Source organism: Ruegeria sp. O4 (genome assembly GCF_056535125.1).
This window is the reverse complement of the sequence record NZ_JBQERO010000019.1, coordinates 20887-42796: the sequence shown is the minus strand read 5'-3', so window position 1 is coordinate 42796 and position 21910 is coordinate 20887. Positions and strand designations below refer to the sequence as shown.

23 protein-coding genes are annotated in these 21910 nt (G+C 57.3%); 17 read left to right on the top strand and 6 right to left on the bottom strand.

From position 1 onward, the window contains the following. Window positions 1–24: 24 nt before the first annotated feature. Genes ACR0J7_RS17050 through selD form a run of 7 tightly spaced genes read left to right on the top strand, consistent with a single transcriptional unit; the run spans window position 25 to window position 8117 of the window. Entirely contained in the window at window positions 25–2895 is a 2871-nt protein-coding gene (locus ACR0J7_RS17050; protein WP_480898050.1) for a monovalent cation/H+ antiporter subunit A, read from the top strand. After that, window positions 2895–3254 carry a Na+/H+ antiporter subunit C gene (locus ACR0J7_RS17045; RefSeq protein ID WP_209503290.1) on the top strand — a complete coding sequence of 120 codons (360 nt, stop codon included), beginning with the start codon at window positions 2895–2897 and terminating at the stop codon, window positions 3252–3254. Before ACR0J7_RS17050 ends, ACR0J7_RS17045 begins: the two co-directional genes overlap by 1 nt. Further along, window positions 3251–4795, top strand: a complete 1545-nt coding sequence (locus ACR0J7_RS17040) for a monovalent cation/H+ antiporter subunit D (RefSeq protein ID WP_480898048.1) — start codon at window positions 3251–3253, stop codon at window positions 4793–4795. The genes ACR0J7_RS17045 and ACR0J7_RS17040 overlap by 4 nt, the downstream gene beginning before the upstream one ends. After that, window positions 4795–5292: a Na+/H+ antiporter subunit E gene (locus ACR0J7_RS17035; protein ID WP_209504851.1), complete on the top strand. Its 498-nt coding sequence runs from the start codon at window positions 4795–4797 to the stop codon at window positions 5290–5292. The genes ACR0J7_RS17040 and ACR0J7_RS17035 overlap by 1 nt, the downstream gene beginning before the upstream one ends. Then, window positions 5289–5558 carry a K+/H+ antiporter subunit F gene (locus ACR0J7_RS17030; RefSeq protein ID WP_209503286.1) on the top strand — a complete coding sequence of 90 codons (270 nt, stop codon included), beginning with the start codon at window positions 5289–5291 and terminating at the stop codon, window positions 5556–5558. Before ACR0J7_RS17035 ends, ACR0J7_RS17030 begins: the two co-directional genes overlap by 4 nt. Before the next feature lie 7 nt (window positions 5559–5565). Further along, a complete protein-coding gene (locus ACR0J7_RS17025; protein ID WP_209597047.1) occupies window positions 5566–5952 on the top strand; it encodes a Na+/H+ antiporter subunit G in 387 nt (128 codons plus the stop codon). Between the two features lie 5 nt (window positions 5953–5957). Next, window positions 5958–8117: a selenide, water dikinase SelD gene (gene selD, locus ACR0J7_RS17020; RefSeq protein WP_480915052.1), complete on the top strand. Its 2160-nt coding sequence runs from the start codon at window positions 5958–5960 to the stop codon at window positions 8115–8117. On the opposite strand, the gene mnmH is transcribed toward selD, so the two are convergent. Beyond that, the gene (gene mnmH, locus ACR0J7_RS17015) at window positions 8108–9160 is read right to left on the bottom strand and encodes a tRNA 2-selenouridine(34) synthase MnmH (RefSeq protein ID WP_480558294.1); all 1053 of its coding nucleotides are present in this window, start codon (window positions 9158–9160) and stop codon (window positions 8108–8110) included. The two genes, selD and mnmH, sit on opposite strands and share 10 nt — an antisense overlap. 37 nt (window positions 9161–9197) lie before the next feature. After that, a complete protein-coding gene (locus ACR0J7_RS17010; protein WP_480915050.1) occupies window positions 9198–9863 on the bottom strand; it encodes an SOS response-associated peptidase in 666 nt (221 codons plus the stop codon). A 55-nt stretch (window positions 9864–9918) separates the two neighbouring features. Here ACR0J7_RS17010 and ACR0J7_RS17005 point away from each other — a divergent pair, with 55 nt between their 5' ends. Beyond that, window positions 9919–11571 (top strand): tetratricopeptide repeat-containing sulfotransferase family protein, encoded by a 1653-nt coding sequence (locus ACR0J7_RS17005; protein ID WP_480915048.1) that lies wholly within the window; start codon window positions 9919–9921, stop codon window positions 11569–11571. A gap of 63 nt (window positions 11572–11634) precedes the next feature. Here the strand turns inward: ACR0J7_RS17005 and ACR0J7_RS17000 are convergent, their stop codons facing one another. After that, on the bottom strand, window positions 11635–13212 hold the full coding sequence (locus ACR0J7_RS17000; RefSeq protein WP_480484248.1) for a bifunctional metallophosphatase/5'-nucleotidase: 1578 nt from the start codon (window positions 13210–13212) through the stop codon (window positions 11635–11637). Window positions 13213–13319: 107 nt separating this feature from the next. Between ACR0J7_RS17000 and ACR0J7_RS16995 the strand changes: the two genes are divergently transcribed. The 4 genes from ACR0J7_RS16995 to arsC are packed head-to-tail and all read left to right on the top strand — an operon-like array spanning window position 13320 to window position 15479. Beyond that, a complete protein-coding gene (locus ACR0J7_RS16995) occupies window positions 13320–13658 on the top strand; it encodes a DUF952 domain-containing protein (protein WP_209503272.1) in 339 nt (112 codons plus the stop codon). Beyond that, window positions 13655–14086, top strand: coding sequence for a DUF1330 domain-containing protein (locus ACR0J7_RS16990; RefSeq protein ID WP_480538200.1), 432 nt, complete (start codon window positions 13655–13657; stop codon window positions 14084–14086). The genes ACR0J7_RS16995 and ACR0J7_RS16990 overlap by 4 nt, the downstream gene beginning before the upstream one ends. Then, complete coding sequence (locus ACR0J7_RS16985) at window positions 14083–15141, top strand: quinone-dependent dihydroorotate dehydrogenase (RefSeq protein WP_480538202.1); 1059 nt, start codon at window positions 14083–14085, stop codon at window positions 15139–15141. Before ACR0J7_RS16990 ends, ACR0J7_RS16985 begins: the two co-directional genes overlap by 4 nt. Continuing rightward, the gene (arsC, locus tag ACR0J7_RS16980; protein WP_480869641.1) at window positions 15138–15479 is read left to right on the top strand and encodes an arsenate reductase (glutaredoxin); all 342 of its coding nucleotides are present in this window, start codon (window positions 15138–15140) and stop codon (window positions 15477–15479) included. The genes ACR0J7_RS16985 and arsC overlap by 4 nt, the downstream gene beginning before the upstream one ends. Here the strand turns inward: arsC and ACR0J7_RS16975 are convergent. From ACR0J7_RS16975 to ACR0J7_RS16965, 3 genes are read right to left on the bottom strand one after another with little or no spacing between them, the layout of a single operon-like run. After that, the gene (locus tag ACR0J7_RS16975) at window positions 15476–16792 is read right to left on the bottom strand and encodes an MATE family efflux transporter (RefSeq protein WP_480898040.1); all 1317 of its coding nucleotides are present in this window, start codon (window positions 16790–16792) and stop codon (window positions 15476–15478) included. The two genes, arsC and ACR0J7_RS16975, sit on opposite strands and share 4 nt — an antisense overlap. Before the next feature lie 2 nt (window positions 16793–16794). After that, entirely contained in the window at window positions 16795–17313 is a 519-nt protein-coding gene (locus tag ACR0J7_RS16970) for a PaaI family thioesterase (RefSeq protein WP_267364663.1), read from the bottom strand. Between the two features lies 1 nt (window position 17314). After that, on the bottom strand, window positions 17315–17734 hold the full coding sequence (locus ACR0J7_RS16965; protein ID WP_480546472.1) for a PaaI family thioesterase: 420 nt from the start codon (window positions 17732–17734) through the stop codon (window positions 17315–17317). Window positions 17735–17849: 115 nt separating this feature from the next. On the opposite strand from ACR0J7_RS16965, the gene ACR0J7_RS16960 reads away from it, so the two are divergent. From ACR0J7_RS16960 to ACR0J7_RS16940, 5 genes are all read left to right on the top strand, one after another. Continuing rightward, window positions 17850–18218: a MerR family transcriptional regulator gene (locus ACR0J7_RS16960; RefSeq protein ID WP_267364662.1), complete on the top strand. Its 369-nt coding sequence runs from the start codon at window positions 17850–17852 to the stop codon at window positions 18216–18218. Window positions 18219–18488: 270 nt separating this feature from the next. After that, window positions 18489–18890 carry a MerR family transcriptional regulator gene (locus tag ACR0J7_RS16955; protein ID WP_209503256.1) on the top strand — a complete coding sequence of 134 codons (402 nt, stop codon included), beginning with the start codon at window positions 18489–18491 and terminating at the stop codon, window positions 18888–18890. A gap of 42 nt (window positions 18891–18932) precedes the next feature. Next, a complete protein-coding gene (locus ACR0J7_RS16950; RefSeq protein WP_480915045.1) occupies window positions 18933–20714 on the top strand; it encodes an acyl-CoA dehydrogenase C-terminal domain-containing protein in 1782 nt (593 codons plus the stop codon). A 55-nt stretch (window positions 20715–20769) separates the two neighbouring features. Beyond that, window positions 20770–20982 carry a hypothetical protein gene (locus ACR0J7_RS16945; protein WP_209503252.1) on the top strand — a complete coding sequence of 71 codons (213 nt, stop codon included), beginning with the start codon at window positions 20770–20772 and terminating at the stop codon, window positions 20980–20982. 279 nt (window positions 20983–21261) lie between these two features. Then, window positions 21262–21900, top strand: coding sequence for a glutathione S-transferase family protein (locus ACR0J7_RS16940; RefSeq protein ID WP_480484256.1), 639 nt, complete (start codon window positions 21262–21264; stop codon window positions 21898–21900). The last annotated feature ends 10 nt before the right edge of the window (window positions 21901–21910 follow it).

Genomic DNA, 21910 nt, shown 5'->3' with positions numbered 1-21910 from the left:
ACCGCCCAGACCGGAGTATCGCACTTGTCCCTATTCCTTATTGCGGCCCTTCCCTTCCTTGGTGCTGTATTTCCCGCACTGCTGATCCGCGCGGGCCGAAATGCCGCCGCATCCGCAGCCGGGTTGACCACATTTCTGGCCCTGATGGGGCTGCTGATCCACATCCCTTCAGTCATGCGCGGAGACGTCGTGACTGCCCGTTTTGACTGGATACCGAGGTTGGGCCTGAACGCGAATTTTATGCTGGACGGGCTGGGATTTCTTTTCGCCTTGCTGATCCTTGTCATTGGATTGCTCATCATTCTCTACGCACGGTTCTACCTGTCGCGCGAAGATCCGATGGGACAGTTCTATACCTACCTGCTGCTGTTTCAGGGGGCGATGGTTGGTATTGTCCTGTCCGACAACATCCTACTTTTGATTGTTTTCTGGGAACTTACATCGCTCAGCTCATTCCTGCTGATCGGCTATTGGAAACATCTGCCCGATGGCCGACAGGGCGCGCGCATGGCTTTGGCCGTTACCGGCTCGGGCGGGTTGGCGATGATCGCCGGGATGCTGATCCTCGGCAATATCGTTGGATCTTATGACCTGAGTGTCATTTTGCAGAACAAGGCGCTGATACAGGCGTCCCCCTACTACCTGCCGGCGTTGATCCTGATCCTGCTGGGCGCTTTCACCAAGTCGGCACAGTTCCCGTTTCACTTCTGGCTGCCCCATGCCATGGCCGCGCCGACGCCGGTATCGGCCTATCTGCATTCGGCCACCATGGTGAAGGCCGGTCTGTTCCTGATGGCGCGAATGTGGCCGGTTCTGGCGGGAACAGATGCCTGGTTCTACATCGTGGCCACAACTGGTCTGATCACCATGCTGCTGGGTGCGGTCATCGCGCTGTTCAAAGATGACCTGAAGGCGCTGCTGGCCTTTTCGACCGTATCCCACCTGGGCCTGATCACCATGCTGTTGGGCTTTGGCACTAAAATTGCCGCCGTGGCCGCCATTTTCCACATCATCAACCATGCGACCTTCAAGGCCGCCCTGTTCATGACCGCCGGAATCGTGGATCACGAGACCGGTACGCGGAACCTGAAACGGCTGGGTGGCCTGCGCCACCTGATGCCGATCACCTTTACCATCGGCACCATCGCGGCCCTGTCCATGGCGGGTCTGCCGCCGCTGAATGGCTTTTTGTCGAAAGAGATGATGCTGGAAGAGACTGTGCATACCACCTGGTTGCATTCACATTATCTGGTTCCGGGGCTGGCACTTCTGGCAGCGCTGTTTTCGGCCGCTTATTCTTTCCGCTTCGTCAGCCATGTTTTCCTTGGACCCCAGCGCGAAGACTATCCCACCCATCCGCATGATCCGCCTGTTGGGCTGTGGCTGGCACCCGCATTGCTGGTGGTGCTGGTCGTCCTGATCGGCCTGAATTCCGCAGCACTCGTTGGCCCGCTGATCGCCGTGGTTACCAGCGCGGTGATAGGCGGCGAAAAGCTGCCGTATTACTCGCTCAAACTGTGGCATGGCTTCACCCCCGCACTTTACATGTCAGTTGTTGCGACATTGGGCGGCCTGTTCCTGCTGGCGCTGCACAAACGCGGCGAGCAGGTCTGGAATGCCCTGCCTCGGCCCGAGGCCAAGGTAATCTTTGAGGCGATCATCGACGCGCTGACCAGGCTAAGCCGCTGGATCACCGATGAGATGCATAACGGTGTTCTCAGCCGCTATGCGATCATCTTCGTGGCCTTCACCGTGGGTCTTGGTTATTACGCCTATTCGACGGGAACCATCGGTGTGGAAACCCGCGTTCCGCTGCCAGCGCAGATCATTCCGATCATCGGCTGGATTTGTCTGGTGGGCGCAACGCTTGGTATCATGTGGTTCCACCGGAACCGCCTGTTGTCGCTGGTGCTGATCGGCGTAGTGGGCCTGATCGTTTCCATCGCGTTCAACTATCTTTCCGCTCCTGACCTTGCCCTGACGCAAATCTCGGTCGAGGTGGTAACGATGATCCTTTTGTTGCTGTCGCTGAACTTCCTGCCGACCGAGACGCCATGGGACAGCAGCGCGGCACGGCGATGGCGGGATGCCGCGATTTCCGTCATTGCCGGTCTTGGTACTGGCGCGCTGGTTTACGCCATGATGATGCGCGATTTTGCATTCCCAACGATTTCAGAATTCCATCTGGCCAATTCCTACAAGGGCGGTGGCGGCACCAATGTGGTCAACGTGATCCTCGTCGATTTCCGTGGTTTTGATACGTTTGGCGAGATCATCGTGCTGGGCATTGCCGCGCTGATTATCTTTGCGCTGACGGAATCCGTGCTAAGCACCAATGTCCGCAGTTACCTGCTGAATCGCAAACCGCACTGGCCCCAGTCCGGTGATTCACACCCGCTGATGATGGTTGTGGCGACCCGCGTGATGATGCCGATTGCGCTGATGGTCGGAGCCTATATTTTCTTCCGTGGGCACAACCAGCCCGGCGGCGGATTTATCGCCGGGCTGATCGTCGCTATCGCCTATCTGATGCAATACATGGCCAGCGGCTATACTTGGGCGATTGAGCGGCAGCGGTTTTATTACCACGGCACCATTGGCTGGGGCGTGCTGATCGCTGCGGCCACGGGTCTGGGGGCCTGGTTCAATGAACGCCCCTTCCTGACCAGTGATTTTGGCTATCTCCACTGGCCCCCGCTTGAGGAATTCGAATGGGCCACCGCCATGCTGTTTGACACGGGCGTGTTCCTTGCGGTTCTGGGTGCGGTCATGCTGGCACTCGACAGCCTGTCCCGCTTTGCGTGGCAGCCCGGAATGGCACAGGAATTCCCGATGGATATCAATCCCCTGCGGGACTCTCCACCGGAACAAGAACAAGAGAAGGAGCAGGCCTGATGGAAGCGCTCGTAGCCTCTGCCGTCGGTATCTTGACCGCTGCCGGAATATTCCTGATCCTGCGCCGCCGGACGTTCCCTGTCATTCTGGGCCTGTCGCTGATCACTTACGCGGTCAACGTGTTCCTGTTCGCGACCGGGCGTCTTGCGCTGAACGCCCCCCCGGTTCTGAACAAATACAAGGACGTCGCTTACACCGATCCTCTGCCACAGGCGCTGGTGCTGACCGCAATTGTGATTTCCTTTGGAATGACCGCGGTGATCGTGATGATCTCGCTCAGCGCGTACCTGTCCTCCAAGGATGACCATATCGACATGACAGCGCAGGACAGCGTGGACGCAGCAGGAGAAGACGCATGAACCACTGGATCGTTGCGCCGATCGTCCTGCCCGCGATCCTGGCTCCGTTTAGCATCATGGTCCTGCGATACCATCTGGATCTGCAGCGCATCTTTTCCGTTGCCGGTGTTGTGGCCTTGCTTGGGATTGCGCTGACAATCACGGCGCAGGCTTCGGGCGGAGATATTCAGGTTTACGAGCTTGGAAACTGGCCCGCCCCGTTTGGCATTGTCATGGTACTGGATCGAATGTCGGCCATGATGGTTCTACTAACCGCGCTGCTGGCCTTACCGATTGTCCTCTATGCAATAGCTTCGGGCTGGGATGATAGGGGCAAACACTTCCACGCCCTGTTCCATTTTCAGCTTATGGGTGTCTGCGGCGCATTCCTGACCGGAGATGCCTTTAACCTTTTCGTGTTTTTTGAAGTTCTGCTGATCGCCTCTTACGGTCTGATGACCCATGGTGGCGGTGCGGTACGGTTGAAGGCGGGTGTGCAATATGTGGCCTACAACCTGTTGGGATCGACCTTGTTCCTGTTTGCGTTGGGCACGATCTATGGTGTGACCGGGACACTGAACATGGCGGATATCGCCATAAGGGTTGCCGAAATCCCGGCCGAGGATACGGCATTGTTGCGGGTTGGCGCAGTCCTTTTGCTTTTGGTCTTTTGCATCAAGGCCGCCGTTCTGCCCCTGCATTTCTGGCTACCTGCCAGCTATGCCAATGCGCCAATGCCCGTCGCGGCCCTGTTTGCAATCATGACCAAGGTCGGGGCTTACTCGATTCTGCGGATGTTCACATTGGCCTTTGGCCCCGATGTCGCAGCGACAGAGGGTCTGGTGGGTCAGTGGTTGCAACCTGCTGCACTTGTCACATTGGCTGTCGGGGCTATCGGCATTCTGGGGTCAAAACATATCGCCCGCATGGTGGCGTTCTGCGCGATTGCATCCATGGGCACCCTGTTGATCGCGATCTCGCAATTCACGCCTGATGCGACAGCCGCGGCGCTGTACTATGTCTTCCATTCGACGCTGGCGACAGCCCTGCTGTTCCTGGTTGCCGATCTGGTGATGGCGCGGCGCGGCGGGGCCATCGCGCCGACGCCACCGATGCCGCAAAGCGGTTTGGTGTCCGCACTGTTCTTCGTGGGGGCGATTGCGATGGCGGGAATGCCGCCCTTGTCCGGCTTTATAGGCAAGCTGCTTGTGCTGGACGCCTCGCGCGATGCTTCGGATGCCACGACGGTCTGGGCCGTGATTCTGATCAGCTCATTCGTCACAATAATTGGCTTGGCCCGAGCCGGAACTTTGATTTTCTGGAAAAGCTACGACACTCAGGCTGTTCCGATAGCAGAGCCAGCGGAAAATGAAGCTGCCCCCGCACCGGTCGCACCTGAACCACAACCCGGTCTGGCCTTTACTGCCGTGTTTGGCGCCGTAGCCGGCCTGATCCTGCTAACATTGTTCGCGGGCCCTGCGCTGGAATATACAAGCCAAACCGCAGGGCAGCTGTTTACGCCTGAAAACTACATCTCTGCCGTATTGGGAGGGGCCGAGTGATGAAACTGCTACACCGGATATTTCCGCACCCGCACCTGACCATTTTGTTGACGATCGTCTGGATCCTGCTGGCGAACAAGCCGTCGCTGAATTCTCTGGTCTTTGGCCTGATCCTTGGGATCATCATTCCCTTTGTCACACAACCCTACTGGCCCGACAGGCCCAAGCTGCGCAACTGGCCAATGGTCGCCGAATACATGATCGTAGTGCTGTGGGATATTGTCGTCGCGAACGTGACCGTGGCCCGCATCGTCCTGTTCAAACGCAATGAAGACCGGCGGCCCAACTGGGTGTGCATTCCACTGGAGCTTCGGACACCCGAGGCCATAACCGTGCTGGCCGGGACCATCACGATGACACCCGGCACCGTCAGTTGCGACCTGTCGGCACAGGGGCACAATCTGCTGGTCCATTGCCTGGATGCACCAAACCCGGATCAGGTGCGCGACGAAATCAAGCAGCGCTATGAACGTCGCCTGAAGGAGATTTTCGAATGATCGAATACGCTATCTACTTTGCATTTGCCTGTTTTGGCGCGGCGATCATGATGTGTCTGTGGCGGATCATTACCGCGGACGGCGTTGGGACCCGGGTTCTGGCTCTGGATACAATGGTCATCAACACGATTGCCCTGATGATCCTTTATGGCCTGTCGAAAGGGACCGAGATTTTCTTTGAAGCGGCCATGATCATCGCGATGCTTGGCTTCGTCTCGACCGTGGCATATGCGCGCTTCATGCTGCGCGGCAACATCATCGAATGAGGGTGATATGACATTCATTGCAGAGCTGCTGATCGCCGTTTTCCTTATAATCTCGGGTGTTTTCGGGTTTGTCGGGTCCTTCGGCATGATCAAGCTGAATGACCCTATGTCCCGCCTTCACGCACCGACCAAGGCGACAACTTTAGGCGTGGGTGGGGTGTTGCTGGCTTCGATCACCCATTCCGTTCTGCTGGAAGGCAAACTGTCGCTGCACGAGCTTCTGATCACGCTGTTTTTATTCCTGACGGCTCCGATCACGGCCCTGTTCATTGCAAAATGGCATATTCACCGTCATGAACTGCCCAGCGACCTGCCCGATGCTGGCGAGGATGAGCTTTGGGCCACCCACGCTGTCGAGCAGGTCGAGGATGTTCCGGACCACAGCGCGAATTAACACAAATGCACACATCTCCGCTGCCCCTGACCCGTGATCTGGTTTTAATTGGCGGCGGCCACACCCATGCTCTGCTGCTGCGCAAATGGGGAATGAGCCCTTTGCCCGGCGCGCGGGTAACCGTGATCAACCCCGGCCCCACCGCTCCCTATTCCGGGATGTTGCCCGGATATGTCGCCGGACATTACGACCGGTGGGAGCTGGATATCGATCTTGTCAGACTGGCCCGTTTCGCAGGTGCGCGGGTGATCTTGGGCACGGTCAATGGCATCGATACCGAAACACACGAAGTGCATGTCCTCGGGCATCCTCCGGTAGGCTTCGACGTGGCTTCGGTCAATGTAGGGATCACGTCGGACATGCCCGCCTTGCCAGGCTTTGCGGAACATGCAGTGCCAGCCAAGCCGCTGGGACCTTTTGCTGCGAAATGGGCCGAGTATCTAAAGGGTCAAGGCCCGGCCTCGGTCGCTGTGATCGGTGGCGGCGTCGCGGGCGTCGAACTGGTCATGGCGATGGCACATGCGTTGAAGGCCAGGGGGCGGGCGGCACAGATTACCCTGATCGATAGGGCCTCGGCCCTGACTGCAACCAAACCCAAGGCGGCGGCAACAATCCGGATTGCAATGCATGACCTTGGTGTGGAGGTGATTGAAAACGCGGTGATCACCCGGATCGGGCAGGATCACGTGGAACTACAGGACGGGCGCACAATTCCGGCTGGTTTCGTGACCGGTGCCGCCGGAGCCCGCGCCTATGACTGGATCGCAAACACAGGGCTTGACCTTCAGGACGGACACATCCGAGTGAACGGCTACCTGCAATCCAGTGATCCGGCTGTGTTTGCCGCCGGGGATTGCGCCCATCTTACGGACAACCCCAGACCGAAGGCTGGTGTCTATGCGGTGCGCGAAGCGCCGGTTTTGTACGATAATCTTCGCGCAGCGCTCGGCGCGGGACAGATGCGAAAATACACACCGCAAAAAGATTATCTCAAACTGATCTCACTGGGTGGCAAGTCAGCACTGGCCGAGCGTTTGGGAACATCGTTCAGCGGCCCGTTGATGTGGACATGGAAGAACCATATCGACCAGACCTTTATGAACAAGTTTCGCGACCTGCCGCAAATGACACCGCCCGCCCTGCCACGCGACCGGGCAGCCGGGCTTGATGAGGTTTTGGGTGAAAAGCCCATGTGCGGCGGATGTGGAGCAAAGGTCGGGCGCGACGCATTGCAACTCGCCCTGATATCCCTCCCCGCCCTTACTCGTACCGACATCACCGCCCTACCCGGCGACGATGCCGCGCTTTTGCAAACAGGCGGGGCGCAGCAAGTCATGACGTCCGACCACCTGCGGGCTTTCACCAACGATCCCGCACTTATGACGCGGATCGCTGCCGTTCACGCTCTGGGGGATATCTGGGCCATGGGGGCCGCACCTCAGGCGGCCACGGCAACAATCATCCTGCCGCGCATGTCTGCCGCCCTGCAAAGCCGCACAATGTCCGAAATCATGTCGGTCGCGAGTGACGTCATGCGGGCTGCGGGCGCGGAAATCGTGGGCGGGCACAGCTCAATGGGCGATGAGATGACTGTCGGTTTCACGCTGACTGGCCTGTGCAAGTCTACCCCGATTACATTGGCGGGTGGTCAGCCGGGGGATCGCCTGATCCTGACCAAGCCCTTGGGAAGCGGTGTTCTGATGGCGGCGGAAATGGCCGGTCTTGCCGAAGGGGCCTGGGTCGCGGCAGCCTACAAACATATGACACAGCCCCAGGGCGATGCAGCCCGCATTTTGGCCAACGCCCATGCGATGACCGACGTGACCGGGTTTGGTCTGGCCGGGCATCTGCAAGGCATCTGCGACGCATCGCATTGCGGCGCTACGCTTGAACTGGACGCGGTAAAGGTGATGGACGGCGCGCTTGCGCTGACGGATCAGGGGGTCCGGTCAACGATTTTTGCCGACAACAACGCGATTGCGCCCGATCTTCCGTCCGGGGGCAAGGCGGCGCTGCTTTTTGACCCGCAAACAGCCGGGGGTTTGCTGGCCGCCGTGAATGCGAAGGACGCCGAAACCCTTCTGCAAGATCTTCTGGACGCGGGATATACGGCAATGATCATTGGCCAGCTGACCGACACACCGGGTTTGCGCCTTCAAAGCTGATCCAGAAGGCTTTCAATTTGCGCGGCCGCGTTGCTCAGCCCCGTGTTGTCCAAAGTTTCCACATCAAAACTGGCCAATACCTGCACCGGGCGGGATTGCCGGGATTTGGTGTATGCGGGATCATAATGCTGTTCCATCAAGGCCCGTGTCAGCGCCTGTTTTTGACCCGCATCAATCAATCGCAGCCATCCGTCCACGACCTCATGCCCGCGATGGAACCGCAGCGGTGATAACCGGTCCCGCAATCGGTCACTGTCAGACAGAATGTCGTCATAAGCCCGAACCAAGTAGGCAGAACGGGCTTCAATTGAAGCCGTAATGTTCACACGCGGAGCCTTGCACAACGCGTTCCAAAGGCTGGGCGGCAGGATCAAGCTGCCAATTTTGGATGATTCCGCTTCGACCACGACTGAACGCGCCGGATCCATTGAACACAGCGCAGCGGACAGGGCAGATTCAAACCCCTTCTGACTGGGCTGCCCCCCTGGCCTTTCGCCCAGCAAGGACCCGCGATGGTTGGCCAGCGCTTCAAGGTCCAGAATCTGTACGCCTCGTGCGTGCAACAGAGCCAAAAGATCGGTCTTTGCGGTGCCCGTGTAGCCATCCAGTGCGATCAGCCGATGTGGCAAGGGATCATCGTACAAATAAGCGTTCACCAATCGACGGTAGGTACGATAGCCGCCGTCTACCACTTCGGCGCGCCAGCCAATTTGCTGCAACATCCATGTGAATGATCCGGAACGCTGTCCACCGCGCCAGCAATAGACCAAGGGGCGCCACGCTCCGTCATGATGGCTGAGGTGGTGTTCGATGTGATTGGCTGCATTGCGGAATACCATAGCAGCACCCAGCTTGCGCGCCAGAAAGGGGCTGTCCTGTACATAAATGGTTCCGACCCGGGCGCGTTCCTCGTTGTTCAGCACAGGCAGGTTTATTGCACCCGGCAGATGATCTTCGGCAAACTCGGCAGGGCTGCGAACGTCGATCACGGTATCATACCTGTGCGCGTAAAGTTGGGTCAGGTCAGGAAATTTCAGAGCCATGCCGAAGGTCTAGCTTGCCGCGTTTCCAAAGAAAAGGTCACGCGTCACAAGGTTCGACCAGCTCTGGCCCGCTGGCCCGGTTCGAGTTCACCGCAGGCCCGACCCGGTGGAAGGTCAACACATCCTCGTTCCCCGGCTGCATCAGCCGCGCGGCCCCTTTTCCGGCTTCACCCAACCACAATGGCCAGTCATTGGGTTCTACGATCAAGGGCATTCGCTGATGGATGACCTCAAGCCATTTGTTGGCAGCCGTCGTCACGATAGCACAGGTGCCCTGCCGTTCGCTTTCAGGGCCCCAGTCCTGCCAGACCCCGGCAAAGGCAATGGGAGCTTTGTCCTGACGGTGGATATACCAAGGCAGGCGCGTTCCCTGTTTGGTTTTTGTCCATTCATAGAACCCAGTCGCTATGATCAGGCAGCGGCGCGTCCGGCAGGCATCGCGAAAGGCGGGCTTGTCCGCCAGGGTCTCGGCCCGGGCGTTGATCAGTAACGGCCCCGCCGTTTCGGTCTTGTACCAATGTGGCAGAAATCCCCAGCGCAGCGCATCCAGATGGCGGCCTGTTTCGCCGCTACGCACGACATGTACCTGATTTGTCGGACAAACATTGAAATTCGGCACCACAGGTAGCGCATTTGCCGGGCGCGCTGAAAACAGCTGCGCCATTGCGTCGTTGGGAAGAGTTATTGCAAACCGTCCGCACATGGGTAATGAACCACCGATACATTCTTGATACAGGCACAGGATCTCACGGGGTCACATGGAATACCAGACAACGCAATCCCTCAAGAGCAAAGCACTGGCGCTTCTGGAAGCAGGCAAGCTGCCGCAAGCTTTGAAAAAGGCCCAGCTGGGTGTCAAGAAATTCCCAAAAGACTCGGATTATCATGCCATCGCCGGCTTTGTTTTGACCGAGATGAAGCAATACAAGAAATCTATTCCGCATTTTGTTGAAGCCTCGCGGATGAAACCGGACGACCTGCAGTTTGTCGAAAACCTGGCGAATGCATTGATGCAGACCGGGCAAATTTCCAAAGCCCTGGACTATACCGAACAAAAGCTGGAGCAATTCCCCAACAACCAGGAATTGAACCGCGTGCTGGATGAAATTCACCTCAAAGGCACCAATTGGCGCATGATGATCGAACATGCGAGCAAGAAGCTGGAGAGCGATCCAGACAATGTGGACCTTCTTGCAAAACGTGCCAGAGCTTACGCCAATATCGGCTTTGACGATGAAAACTCGCGGGATGTCGCCCGCGCCTACGAGTTGGACCCCGAGAACACAAAGATTGCCCTTATTAAGTCTGTAAACCTTCACCAAACGGGTGAAAAGAACGAGTCCAAGGCAATACTGAGGCGCGTTCTTCAAAACGAACCCGAGCATATGTCGGCTTTGCTGCAATTATCGGCAATTGCAACCACAGAAGAAGCTCCGGAGCTGCTGGAAGCCGTTAATAAAGCCATCTCCGAAAAGGGAGATGATAAGCTGGAACTCCAGTTCGCCAAGGCGCATTTGATTTCAAAGTTAGACGGGTTGAATGCCGCCATGCCGCATTATGCACGGGCCAATGAAATTCAGCACCAAGGCAACCCCTATGTCCCGGAGGATGAAGAGGAAAAACTGTTCCGGATCACCAGCTTGTTCCCTGTCGATTCCGATGCACCAGAGTCCGGCTTTGCCGAGGGGCCAGCACCGATCTTTGTACTGGGTCAACCTCGCTCGGGCACGACATTGATGGAAATGATGCTGAGTTCAGCCCCCGGAATTTCCGGTTGCGGCGAACTGACTTTGGGGGCCGATCTGTCGCGTGAGTATGAGAAAAAAGGCCAGAAGTATGACGCTGCCAAAGCGTCCGAGCTTGCGCGGGAATTCCTCGAATTGATGCCGCCCATTCCGGGCGACTCTGTCGCCTTTGTCGACAAGATGCCGCACAATTATCAACGTATTGGATTCCTGCTGTCTGCCTTCCCAAAGGCAAAGATTATCAACATGCTGCGCGATCCGCGTGATGTTGGATTGTCCAAATGGATCAGATGTTTTCCTGCGGGCGGAATGCGCTATGCCTCGAATATGCAAGCCATCGCCCATTCGGCAAATATGTATCGTCGTTATATGGCGCATTGGGATACCGTGTTCGGAAATCGTATTCTGACGGTACCTTACGAAGAACTGGTGGCCGACCCGAAAACCTACAGCCAGCAGGTCGCTGCGTTCTGCGATTTGGAGTGGACCGAAACGATGATGCACCCCGAGAAAAACACCAAACAGGTACGTACGGCAAGCATCGATCAGGTGCGCAACAAGATCTCGACCAAGTCTATCGGCGGCTGGCGCGGGGTTGCTGAGCACATCAAACCGATGCTGGACGGGTTCGATCCGAAACTCTGGCCGGAATATGATTTCAGCTGATCCGTTCCCAAACAAAAAAGCCGCATCACAGGGATGCGGCTTTTGTCTTTGTCGTAAACCAAGTTACTTCTGTTTGATACGCCCGTCTACATAGGGCTGATAGGGCGCATTTTCCGCCAGGTATTCCGCGGTGACATCCGCAAGGTCCGGGCCGAAGTCATAGGCGTTCTTGTCATCGCCTTCGAACATCTTGTACCCGTCACCACCGTTGCGGACGTAGTTGTTGGTGACGACCAGGTAGGTCTTGTTCGGGTCGATCGGAATAAAACCGTCACCCTCGGCAATCATCACCTCGCTGACGCGCCCCTCGTTCGGTGCCACGCTTGGGTCCCAGGTAAAGCTAAGACCGGCGACCTGCGGGAATCGGCCTTTCACTTCTTCCACCTGACTTACGCCATTTTCGAGTGCGTCAATGACACCCTGTCCGCTGATTTCAAAGGTCGACAGTGTATTCTGGAAAGGCAACACCGTCAGAACCTCGCCCATGGTAACATCACCGGGATCGATAGAAGCCCGCAACCCACCCGAGTTAGCAATGGCAATCTGAACGCCCTGATCCGCCACACGCGCCAGCATCGCATCCGCAACCAGGTTACCCATCTGGCATTCCTGCACGCGGCAAATTGAACGATCCCCTTCAATGGCTTCTGCAGCGCTTGCAACAACCTTGTTGCGGATTTCATCCAAAGGCACCGCCAGTTCCGCGATCCTGTCCAGCGCGGCCTGATCTTCGGTCACTGCGTTGTCCATGATCAAAGGCTCGCCAGCTGCCTCGATCACTTTGCCATCGTCATCGAAAGTGACGTTCAATTCGCCCAGAAACTTGCCATAAGCATAGGCCTGAACGATCTGTACGCCGTTTACCACTGTTGGGTACGGACCTGCCGCCTTATCCGACACATTCGAAAGATACGTGTTCGAATGCCCGCCGACGATCACGTCAACACCAGTCGTCTCTTGTGCGACACGCTGATCGACGCCATAGCCGGAATGGCTGAGAACGATGATCTTGTTGACACCCTCACCTGTCAGTTTATCGACTTCGGCCTGCACAGCTGGCACCGGGTCCGAAAACGTGACATTGGGGCCGGGCGAGGCAAGCTCATCCGTGTCGATTGGGGTCAGGCCGATCAAGCCGATCTTCTCGCCGCCTACTTCGATAACGGTCGATTTCTTGATCCTGTCTGTCAAAAGCTCTTCGTCGTGAATATCGGCGTTGGACATCAGGACCGGGAAGTCGACCGAGTCGATGAACCCCCGCAACACTTCGGGGCCGTCATCAAACTCGTGGTTGCCGACGGTCATGGCATTATAGCCCAGCTTGTTCATGAACTCGGCTGCGACCTTGCCCTTGTAATAGGTATAGAAAAGGGACCCCTGGAACTGGTCACCTCCATCCACCAGAATCGAATTTTCTGCCCGTGCGCGCGCGTCGGCAACTGCCGTTACTAGGCGCGCCGATCCGCCAAAGCACTTGCCTTCTGCATTGTCTTCCTCACCGCAACCGCTGTCGTATTTGTTGATCGGCTCAAAGCGCGAATGGAAATCGTTGGTGTGCAGAATTGTCAGCTTGTAATCGGCTGCTGCGGCACCCGCCGTCAGGCCCACCACCGCGACCGAAGTTAAAAATCGGGTCAACATCTTGGAACTCCCTGTTATTATTGCCGGGGATCGTGCGCTTATGTCGACCGAGAGTCAAAGGAGAAATCCAGCTTGATTCCAAGCGCTGTGCGGGGCATCAGGTCATCATGCTGATCTACAAGATTTTCCGAGCCGTCGAATGGGCTGAACTGCAAAGTCTGGGCGCCACAGACGGAGCACCCATTGACGTGTCAGACGGGTTTGTTCACTTTTCTACCGCTGAACAAGCTGCTGAAACCGCTGCCAAGCATTTTGCGGGCGTTGAAGGGCTTACGCTGTTGGCCTGTGATGCCGATGCCATGGGCGATGACCTGAAATGGGAAGTGTCGCGAGGAGACGCCCTGTTTCCACATCTGTATCGTCAGATCAGGTTAAGCGACGTTGTCTGGGCGCGACCCCTGCCTTTTGTCGGCACGGCACATCAGTTTCCCGAGGACATGGCATGATATCTTATGTCGATCCGGATCGCGGCCAGTTCGAGGCGTTCAAGGCCCTGGACCGCGACCAGCCGATCGAAATGCTCAATCTGGTGAAGTTCCGCGCCGAGGCGCAGTATCCCAAATCACATGAATTGGCGGGCGCAGGGTTGACCGGGGCGCAGGCCTATCAGAAATACGGGACTGAAACCGCCCCAATCATTGGCCGTATCGGGGCAAGCATCCTATGGCGGGGTGTCTTTGAAACGACACTGATCGGACCGGCTGATGAGGTATGGGATGCCGTCTTTATCGCACGCTATCCGACTGCATATGCGTTTCTTGAAATGGTGACCGATCCGGCCTACCGGGCGGCGGTGGTCCATCGGCAGGCTGCGGTAGAGACCTCGCGCCTGATCCGGTGCGGATCAAGCGAAAGCAGGAAAGCGTTCGGATGAAACTGACCGAGAAATTCGGGCTTGCAGCCCTGCACTGCATGGACCCCGAAACCGCCCACGGGATGTCGATCAGGGCTTTGAAGGCGGGGCTTGCGCCTGCGCCGGGGCCGGTGACAACGCCGCGCCTGAAAACAAGCCTTGCCGGGTTGGACCTGCCTAACCCGGTAGGATTGGCCGCGGGCTTCGACAAAAACGGTGAAGTTCTGACGCCGCTGTCGCGCGCAGGGTTCGGTTTCATCGAAGTCGGGGCCGTCACACCGCGCCCGCAACCGGGAAACCCCAAACCACGCCTGTTTCGCCTGACCGAGGACAAAGCGGCGATCAACCGTTTTGGCTTCAACAACGAAGGCATGGAGGTGATGGAAAAACGGCTTGCTGATCGCCCCCAAAATGCGGTGATCGGCCTGAATCTGGGCGCCAACAAGGACAGCGAGGATCGCGCGGGTGATTTCGTAAAGGTGCTGGCGCATTGTGCCGCGCATCTGGATTTTGCCACGGTCAACGTGTCATCCCCGAATACGGAAAAGCTGCGGGATTTGCAGGGCAAGGCGGCGCTAAGCGCGCTTTTGAACGGTGTGATTGAAACCCGTGATGCGCTGCCTCGCCCACTGCCCATCTTCCTGAAAATCGCGCCGGACCTGACCGATGCCGAGTTGCAGGACATTGCCGATGTTGCGCGCGAGACCCGTGTGGATGCCGTGATCGCCACCAACACCACCCTGTCGCGTGACGGGTTGCGCAGTTCGCACAAAGGTGAAACCGGCGGATTGTCCGGCGCACCGCTGTTCGAGAAATCAACACGTGTTCTGGCACGGCTCAGCCAGTTGACCGGAGGTGACATTCCCCTGATCGGCGTGGGTGGCATCAGCAATGCGGAACAGGCCTATGCCAAGATTTGCGCCGGGGCATCTGCTGTGCAGTTCTATACGGCGATGGTGTATGGCGGCATTTCTCTGGCGGCTGACATTGCGAACGGGCTGGATGAACTGCTGGCCCGCGACGGCTTTGAGAATGTAGCCCAAGCCGTCGGCAGCAAACGAGAGGACTGGCTATGATCGAATATTGGCACAACCCGCGCTGTTCAAAGTCCCGCGCCGGTCTTGCGTTGCTGGAAGAGAATGGCGCACGGGTCACGGTGCGCAAATATCTTGAGGATGCACCATCAATCGATGAGCTGCGAGCGGCACAATCCGCATTGGGGCTTTCGCCCGTTGAGATGATGCGTACCGGAGAATCCCGGTTCAAGGAACTGGGGCTGACAAAGGCTTCGCCAGACGACGCCCTGATCCGGGCCATGGCCGAAAACCCGATCCTGATTGAGCGTCCGCTTGCCATTGCGGGGGATAAAGCCGCCATCGGGCGTCCACCGGAAAACCTTCTTACGCTGCTCTAGGCCACCTGCGCCTCGAGCTTGGGATAGCGCCATCCTAAAGTCACGCCGCGCGCGATATTAAGCACCATCAACGCGGCCCACAGGCCGTGATTTCCGAAGCTTGGCACCAGAATAAACAGCGCAACCAGATAGAACACAACCGATTGGAACATCGCGCTGCGCATTGCCCGGGTCCAGGTAGCGCCTATGTAGATTCCGTCAAACATCCAGCTTGCCACGCCAATAACGGGTGCCAACGCGGCCCATACGAGAAACTCACGCCCCGCCTCACGCACCTGCGGTGAGGTCGACATGACGTCGATCAACGCCGGTCCGGCGACGAAGAAAACCGCACCCAGTAACAGGGCACCCCCAACACCCCATTGCGAGGTCATGACAGACGCACGGCGCACCTGATACCTGTCTCTGGCACCCACCGCGCTTCCGACCAAAGCCTCGGCGGAAAAGGCGAACCCGTCCAGCGCGAAAGCTGTGACTTCTAGAAACTGAAGCAAGACCTGATTGGCCGCCAGATTGACATCACCGAGATCCGAACCGACGAAAAGAAAAGTCGTGAAGGATCCGGTCAGCAAAACCGACCGGATCATGATATCGCCGTTGACCTGCAACATCCGTTGCAGCCGAGCGGCATCAAATATGCGGGCCCAGTCGCGCCAGATTCCGTCTTCGAACCCATCCCGACACAGCCAAAGGCCCAGCGCCAGACCTGTCCATTCCGCAATCAAAGTGGCAATGGCAACCCCTTCGACACCCCAGCCAAGACCAAGCACAAACCACAGGTCCAGAACGATGTTCAATCCGTTCATCCAGACCTGAAGAACAAAAACCCCACGCGTGCGTTCAACCGCAATCAACCATCCGGTAACCGCATAAAGCGCGATAGTTGCTGGCGCCCCCCAAATTCGAATCTCAAGATAGGCGCGGGCGAGCGTTTCGACCTCGGGACTTGCCGGGGAAAGGGCGAATGCACCGGCGAACACAGCCACTTGCGTGAGGAAAAAGAACAGCCCGGCCGCGCCGCCAAGCATCAGGCCGCGCATCAGCAATGCCCGGGTTTCAACAGCGTCGCCTGCCCCGCGTGCCTGCGCCGCCATCCCGGTGGTTCCCATCCGCAAGAAACCGAAGATCCAGTAGATCGTTGACAGGATCACTGCACCGATCCCGACCGCACCAATAGGCGCAGCCTGCCCCAACTGGCCGACAACGCCGGTATCAACTGCCCCCAGAATCGGAACGGTGGCGTTCGACAGGACAATCGGCACAGCGATCTTCAGTACCCGTCGATGCGTGATGGGCGCCGAGGCGTCCTGCATGGTCAGCTCTTGCCCCGAGGCGGTTGCGGCATCAGGAAATGCCCGGAGGCCTGCGCAAACAGTTTCGCATGATTGTCCTGCCAGGCTTCAACCCGTACCGAGGCGTAACGCCGCCCCGACCGGCTGATAAATGCCCGCGCATAGGCGTCTCGCGGCAAGCCCGAACGCAGATAGTCAACGGTAAAGTCGATCGTCTTGGGAAACCGGATGCTTTCGTCTGACACGATGGCCTCTGCATCGATCTCTCCGCTTTCAATACTTGGGAACATGTGTTCCCAGCTCAGCGTGATAACGGCTGTCACTTCCAAAAAGGCAGCCGTCACACCACCATGAATTGCAGGCAGAAACGGATTGCCGATCAACTTGTCATCGAAATTCAAAACGCCGGTCAGCTCATCCCCGCGCCTGTCAAAACTGATGTTCAGGAAACGTATATACGGTACGCCGTCGACAAGCGCACGCAGGGCTGCATCGCGGCGCTGCTTGACCACCTGCATCGGCTCGGGACGAGGTCTTGGCATATTACTTCCCTTCAACCGTAAAGGACCCTGAGGCTGTCGCCACCGGCAGGTCCGTGTCGTTGTCCATTGCGGTGGCCCGCACGAAGGCAACGTTTCGCGTGATATGGTGACAGACGGCATGTGCAGTAATCGTCTGACCTGGCGTCGCCGCGCGCATATAGTCTATCCGCAGATCGATTGTTGCGGTTCCTCCGGGGGCCGATGGGTGGCTCATCACCGCAGCGCCACAACAGGTGTCCAGAATCGTGGATATCGCTCCCCCATGAATCACCGCTGTACGCGGATCCCCGATCAGGTCTTTGTTGTAGGGCAGAGTTATCTCTGCCTCACCCTCGCCGATCTGCGTGAGCGTAAGGTTCAATGCCCGCGCATGGGGGATCGCCTCGATAAACTGGCGGGCTAAAACTGTCTTATCGACCATAAGTATGCGTCCTGTTCTCTGCACCGCCTTTATGAGCCGGTGTTCCGGTAAAGAGCAAGCCTACCTGTTGCGCTTGGGATCGGGACCGCCTAGGTTGCTGACGAGGAGACCGGGAATGTCCAACAACCGTTTGTCATTCAAAGAAATGTGCGCCGAGTTTGACGTGACGCCGCGCACCCTGCGCTACTACGAATATATCGAGCTTTTGCAACCGGACCGCGAAGGGCGTTCGCGCTTTTATGGGGCCCGGGAATGCGCGCGGATGAAACTGATCATGCGCGGCCGAAAGTTTGGTTTTCCTCTAGAAGAGATTCGCCAATGGCTACTGATCTATGAAGATCAGGGAAACGAGGCCCAGATGGCCACCTTTGTCGAAATGGCGGACCGCCAGATGAGTGAGCTTCAGCAGCAGCGCCAGCAGCTGGATGAGGCAATGGACGAACTCAAAAGCCTGCGCGACCAAACGGCCAAGTCGCTGGAATAACCTTTTCCGATTTTTCATAACTAAGCATTGCAGGTGGCAGAACCTGTCAAAACCGATGCGCATCCCCTTCAAGGCACCCGTTTTTTCATGCCGGAAATCAGTTGACGTAACGGTAACAAAATTACGCCGAAAGCCCCTTACGTGCACGGATGTTACGTCAACTTCAAAGTGACGCAGCGTCTGGATTACGTAAACGTCACTCACATGTTGTAAAGCACCCACCAACTGCGCAACTCATGTCTCATGACGCCAGTGACGAGAGTATGACGAATGACCGAAGATGTGATGACCATCCGCGAGATGTGCGAGACCTATGATGTCACACCACGCACCTTGCGGTTCTATGAGGCAAAGGAACTACTGTTCCCGATCCGCGAAGGCCAAAAACGTCTGTTCACCAAACGTGACCGGGCGCGGCTCAAGCTGATCCTGCGCGGCAAAAGATTCGGGTTCAGCCTCGAGGAAATTCGACAGCTGCTGGATCTCTACCATGTGGGCGATCAACAGGTCACCCAGATGAATCGCACATATGAAATCGCGTGCGAGCGTCTGGCTGACATGGAATCGCGCCGCGAAGAGCTGACGCAGGCCATCGACGATCTGAAAGAGCAGTTGCGCTGGGGCGAGAAAGTCATCGCCTCGATGAAACAGGAAAAGAAGGCGGCCGAGTAACCTCGCCCTGCCTTCCGGACATATGAATTAAGGGAGCTTCACATGCCCGTTTACAACGCGCCAACCAAAGACATGCAGTTCATTCTGCACGATGTTCTGAAAGTCTCACAGTCGGACATCCCCGGCTATGACGAACTGGATGCCGAATTCACCGGCGCAGTTCTGGAAGAAGCAGGCAAGGTTGCCGCCAACGTCCTGCATCCTTTGAACGTTGTTGGCGACACCGAAGGGTGCCGGTTGGAAAACGGTATTGTGTACACCCCTACCGGGTTCAAAGACGCCTTCGAGCAGATGAAGGAAGGTGGCTGGACTGGCCTCGACATGCCGGAAGAGTATGGTGGCCAGAACATGCCCTACGTGATCGGCACAGCCGTAGGTGAGATGTTCTCGGGCTCCAACCAGGCTTTCACCATGTACCAGGGCCTGACCCATGGCGCAGCCTCGGCCATTCTGGCGCACGGAACAGACGAGCAGAAGAACAAATACCTACCCAACATGGTCAGCTGTGAATGGACCGGCACCATGAACCTGACCGAACCGCATTGTGGGACCGATCTGGGCCTGATGCGCACCAAGGCAGAACCGCAGGGTGATGGCAGCTATAAGATATCAGGCCAGAAGATCTTTATCTCGGCTGGCGACCACGACATGGCAAACAACATTATCCACCTGGTGCTGGCCAAGATCCCAGGTGGCCCCGAGGGCATCAAAGGCGTGTCGCTGTTCATTGTGCCCAAGTTCATTGTGAACGAAGACGGCAGTCTGGGCGAACGCAACGGCGTATCGGTCGGCAAGATCGAAGAGAAAATGGGCATCCACGGCAACTCGACCTGCGTCATGAACTATGACGAAGCCACCGGCTGGCTGCTGGGCGAAGAGCACAAGGGCATGCGCGCCATGTTCACCATGATGAACGAAGCGCGTCTGGGGGTGGGCATGCAGGGCCTGTCGCAAGCCGAAGCGGCCTATCAGAATGCTCTGGAATACGCCAAGGACCGTTTGCAGGGTCGCGATGTGACCGGTGTCAAGAACCCGGATGGTCCGGCCGATCCTCTGATCGTGCATCCTGATATCCGTCGCAACCTGATGGATCAGAAAAGCTTTACCGAAGGCGCGCGCGCGTTCATCCTTTGGGGCGCGACCATGATCGACAAGGCGCACCGCGCGGGAGACAAGGATGCGGACGGGCTGATCTCGCTGCTGACCCCGGTCATCAAAGGCTTCCTGACCGACGAAGGCTACGACATGACCGTTCAGGCGCAGCAGGTCTATGGTGGCCATGGCTACATCGAAGAATGGGGCATGTCGCAATATACCCGCGACGCCCGCATCGCGATGATCTACGAAGGTGCAAATGGCGTTCAGGCGCTTGATCTTGTGGGTCGCAAGCTGGCGCAGGATGGCGGCAAGCACGTCATGGCGTTCTTCGAGATGGTCAAAACCTTCTGCAAGGAAAACGCGGGCCAGAACGAAGCATACGACAAGGCGTTCATCGAACCGCTGAAAGCCGCATCCAAGGATCTTCAGGCCGCTGGCATGTATTTCATGCAGGAAGGCATGAAGAACCCGAATAACGCACTGTCCGGTTCTTATGACTTCATGCACATGTTCGGCCATGTTTGCCTGGGCCTGATGTGGGCGCAGATGGCCAAGGCCGCGCAGGACGCTCTGGACAATGATGCGTCGGACAAGGAGTTCTACGAGACCAAGATCAACACCGGCCGCTTCTACATGGCGCGTCGCCTGCCAGCGACCGCGATGCATCTTGCGCGCATTCAGACCGGCGCAGACACGGTAATGGCACTGGACGCGGCGAACTTCTGATCTCAGTCTGGGTCCGGGCAACACCCCCCGGACCCAGTTTACCGAAGGAGACCAAATGCCAAAACGTTTTCGCCTGACCCGCCGTTTCCCAGTTGCGATGACTGAAGATGGGTATCGCAAGCTCAAAGCGTTCGCGCGGGATGCTGGTCTGGACGAAGGCGAGGCGCTGTCTTTCTTGTTCGAGAATTTCAACAGCGTGATTGATGAGGAGAACCTGACCCACCGCCTGCGCATCTTCAATTCCGAACTTGAGGCACGGAAAAGATGAGTTGCTGCAAAGAAAACTCAACGGCGACGCTAACTTGAATGCCGGACGCCTCCGGCGGGAGTATTTGTGAAAAGATGAAGCGGCGATGCGTCCCTGCCACCGGGCGCACTCGCCATCAGGACAGGAACGACTTCACCTTTTGCGGTCATCGGCTCTCCAGCCTGTACCGCATGACCACTGAATACGAAGATGGTTGATGAAACGTTACCTACTGCCCTTCATCTTTTCAAAAATACTCAAATCCAGCCTAGCCACATGCGCCTTGGGAGGGGCGAGCACATGACCATCAAACTTCATTGCTTCGGAGAAAGTGGAAACAGCTACAAGGCTGCTTTGGCTCTGGAAATGTCCGGTTTGGAGTGGGAACCGGTCTTTGTCGATTTCTTCAAAGGTGTGACCCGCACGCCGGAATATCGTGCTGATGTAAACGAGTTGGGTGAAGCACCAGTTCTGGTCGATGGAGATTTTCACACCAGCCAATCCGGTGCGATTCAGGCCTATGTCACGGAGAAATCCGGCAAGTTCGGTGGCAAGGACCGGGAAGAAGACTACGATATTCTGCGTTGGGTTTTGTGGGACAATCACAAACTCAGCTCCATGGCTGGTTTGACGCGGTTCCTGATCAATTTCCTACCCGAGCAGCACCGCAACCCTGATGTCATTGCATTCAATAAAGGGCGTTTGAAGGCAGCTTATGAGATCCTGAACAACCACCTGGACGGCCGCGACTGGATCGTTGGTGATGGTGTGACCAACGCCGACCTTAGCTGCTGTGGTTATCTGTATTACCCTGAACCATTTGGCTTTGACCGTGCCGACTGGCCCCATATCGACGCCTGGCTGACCCGCTTGTCCGAACAGCCCGGCTGGAAACACCCCTATGACCTGATGCCCGGCAACCCGTCGGATCGAGCTTGAGGAGAAGACC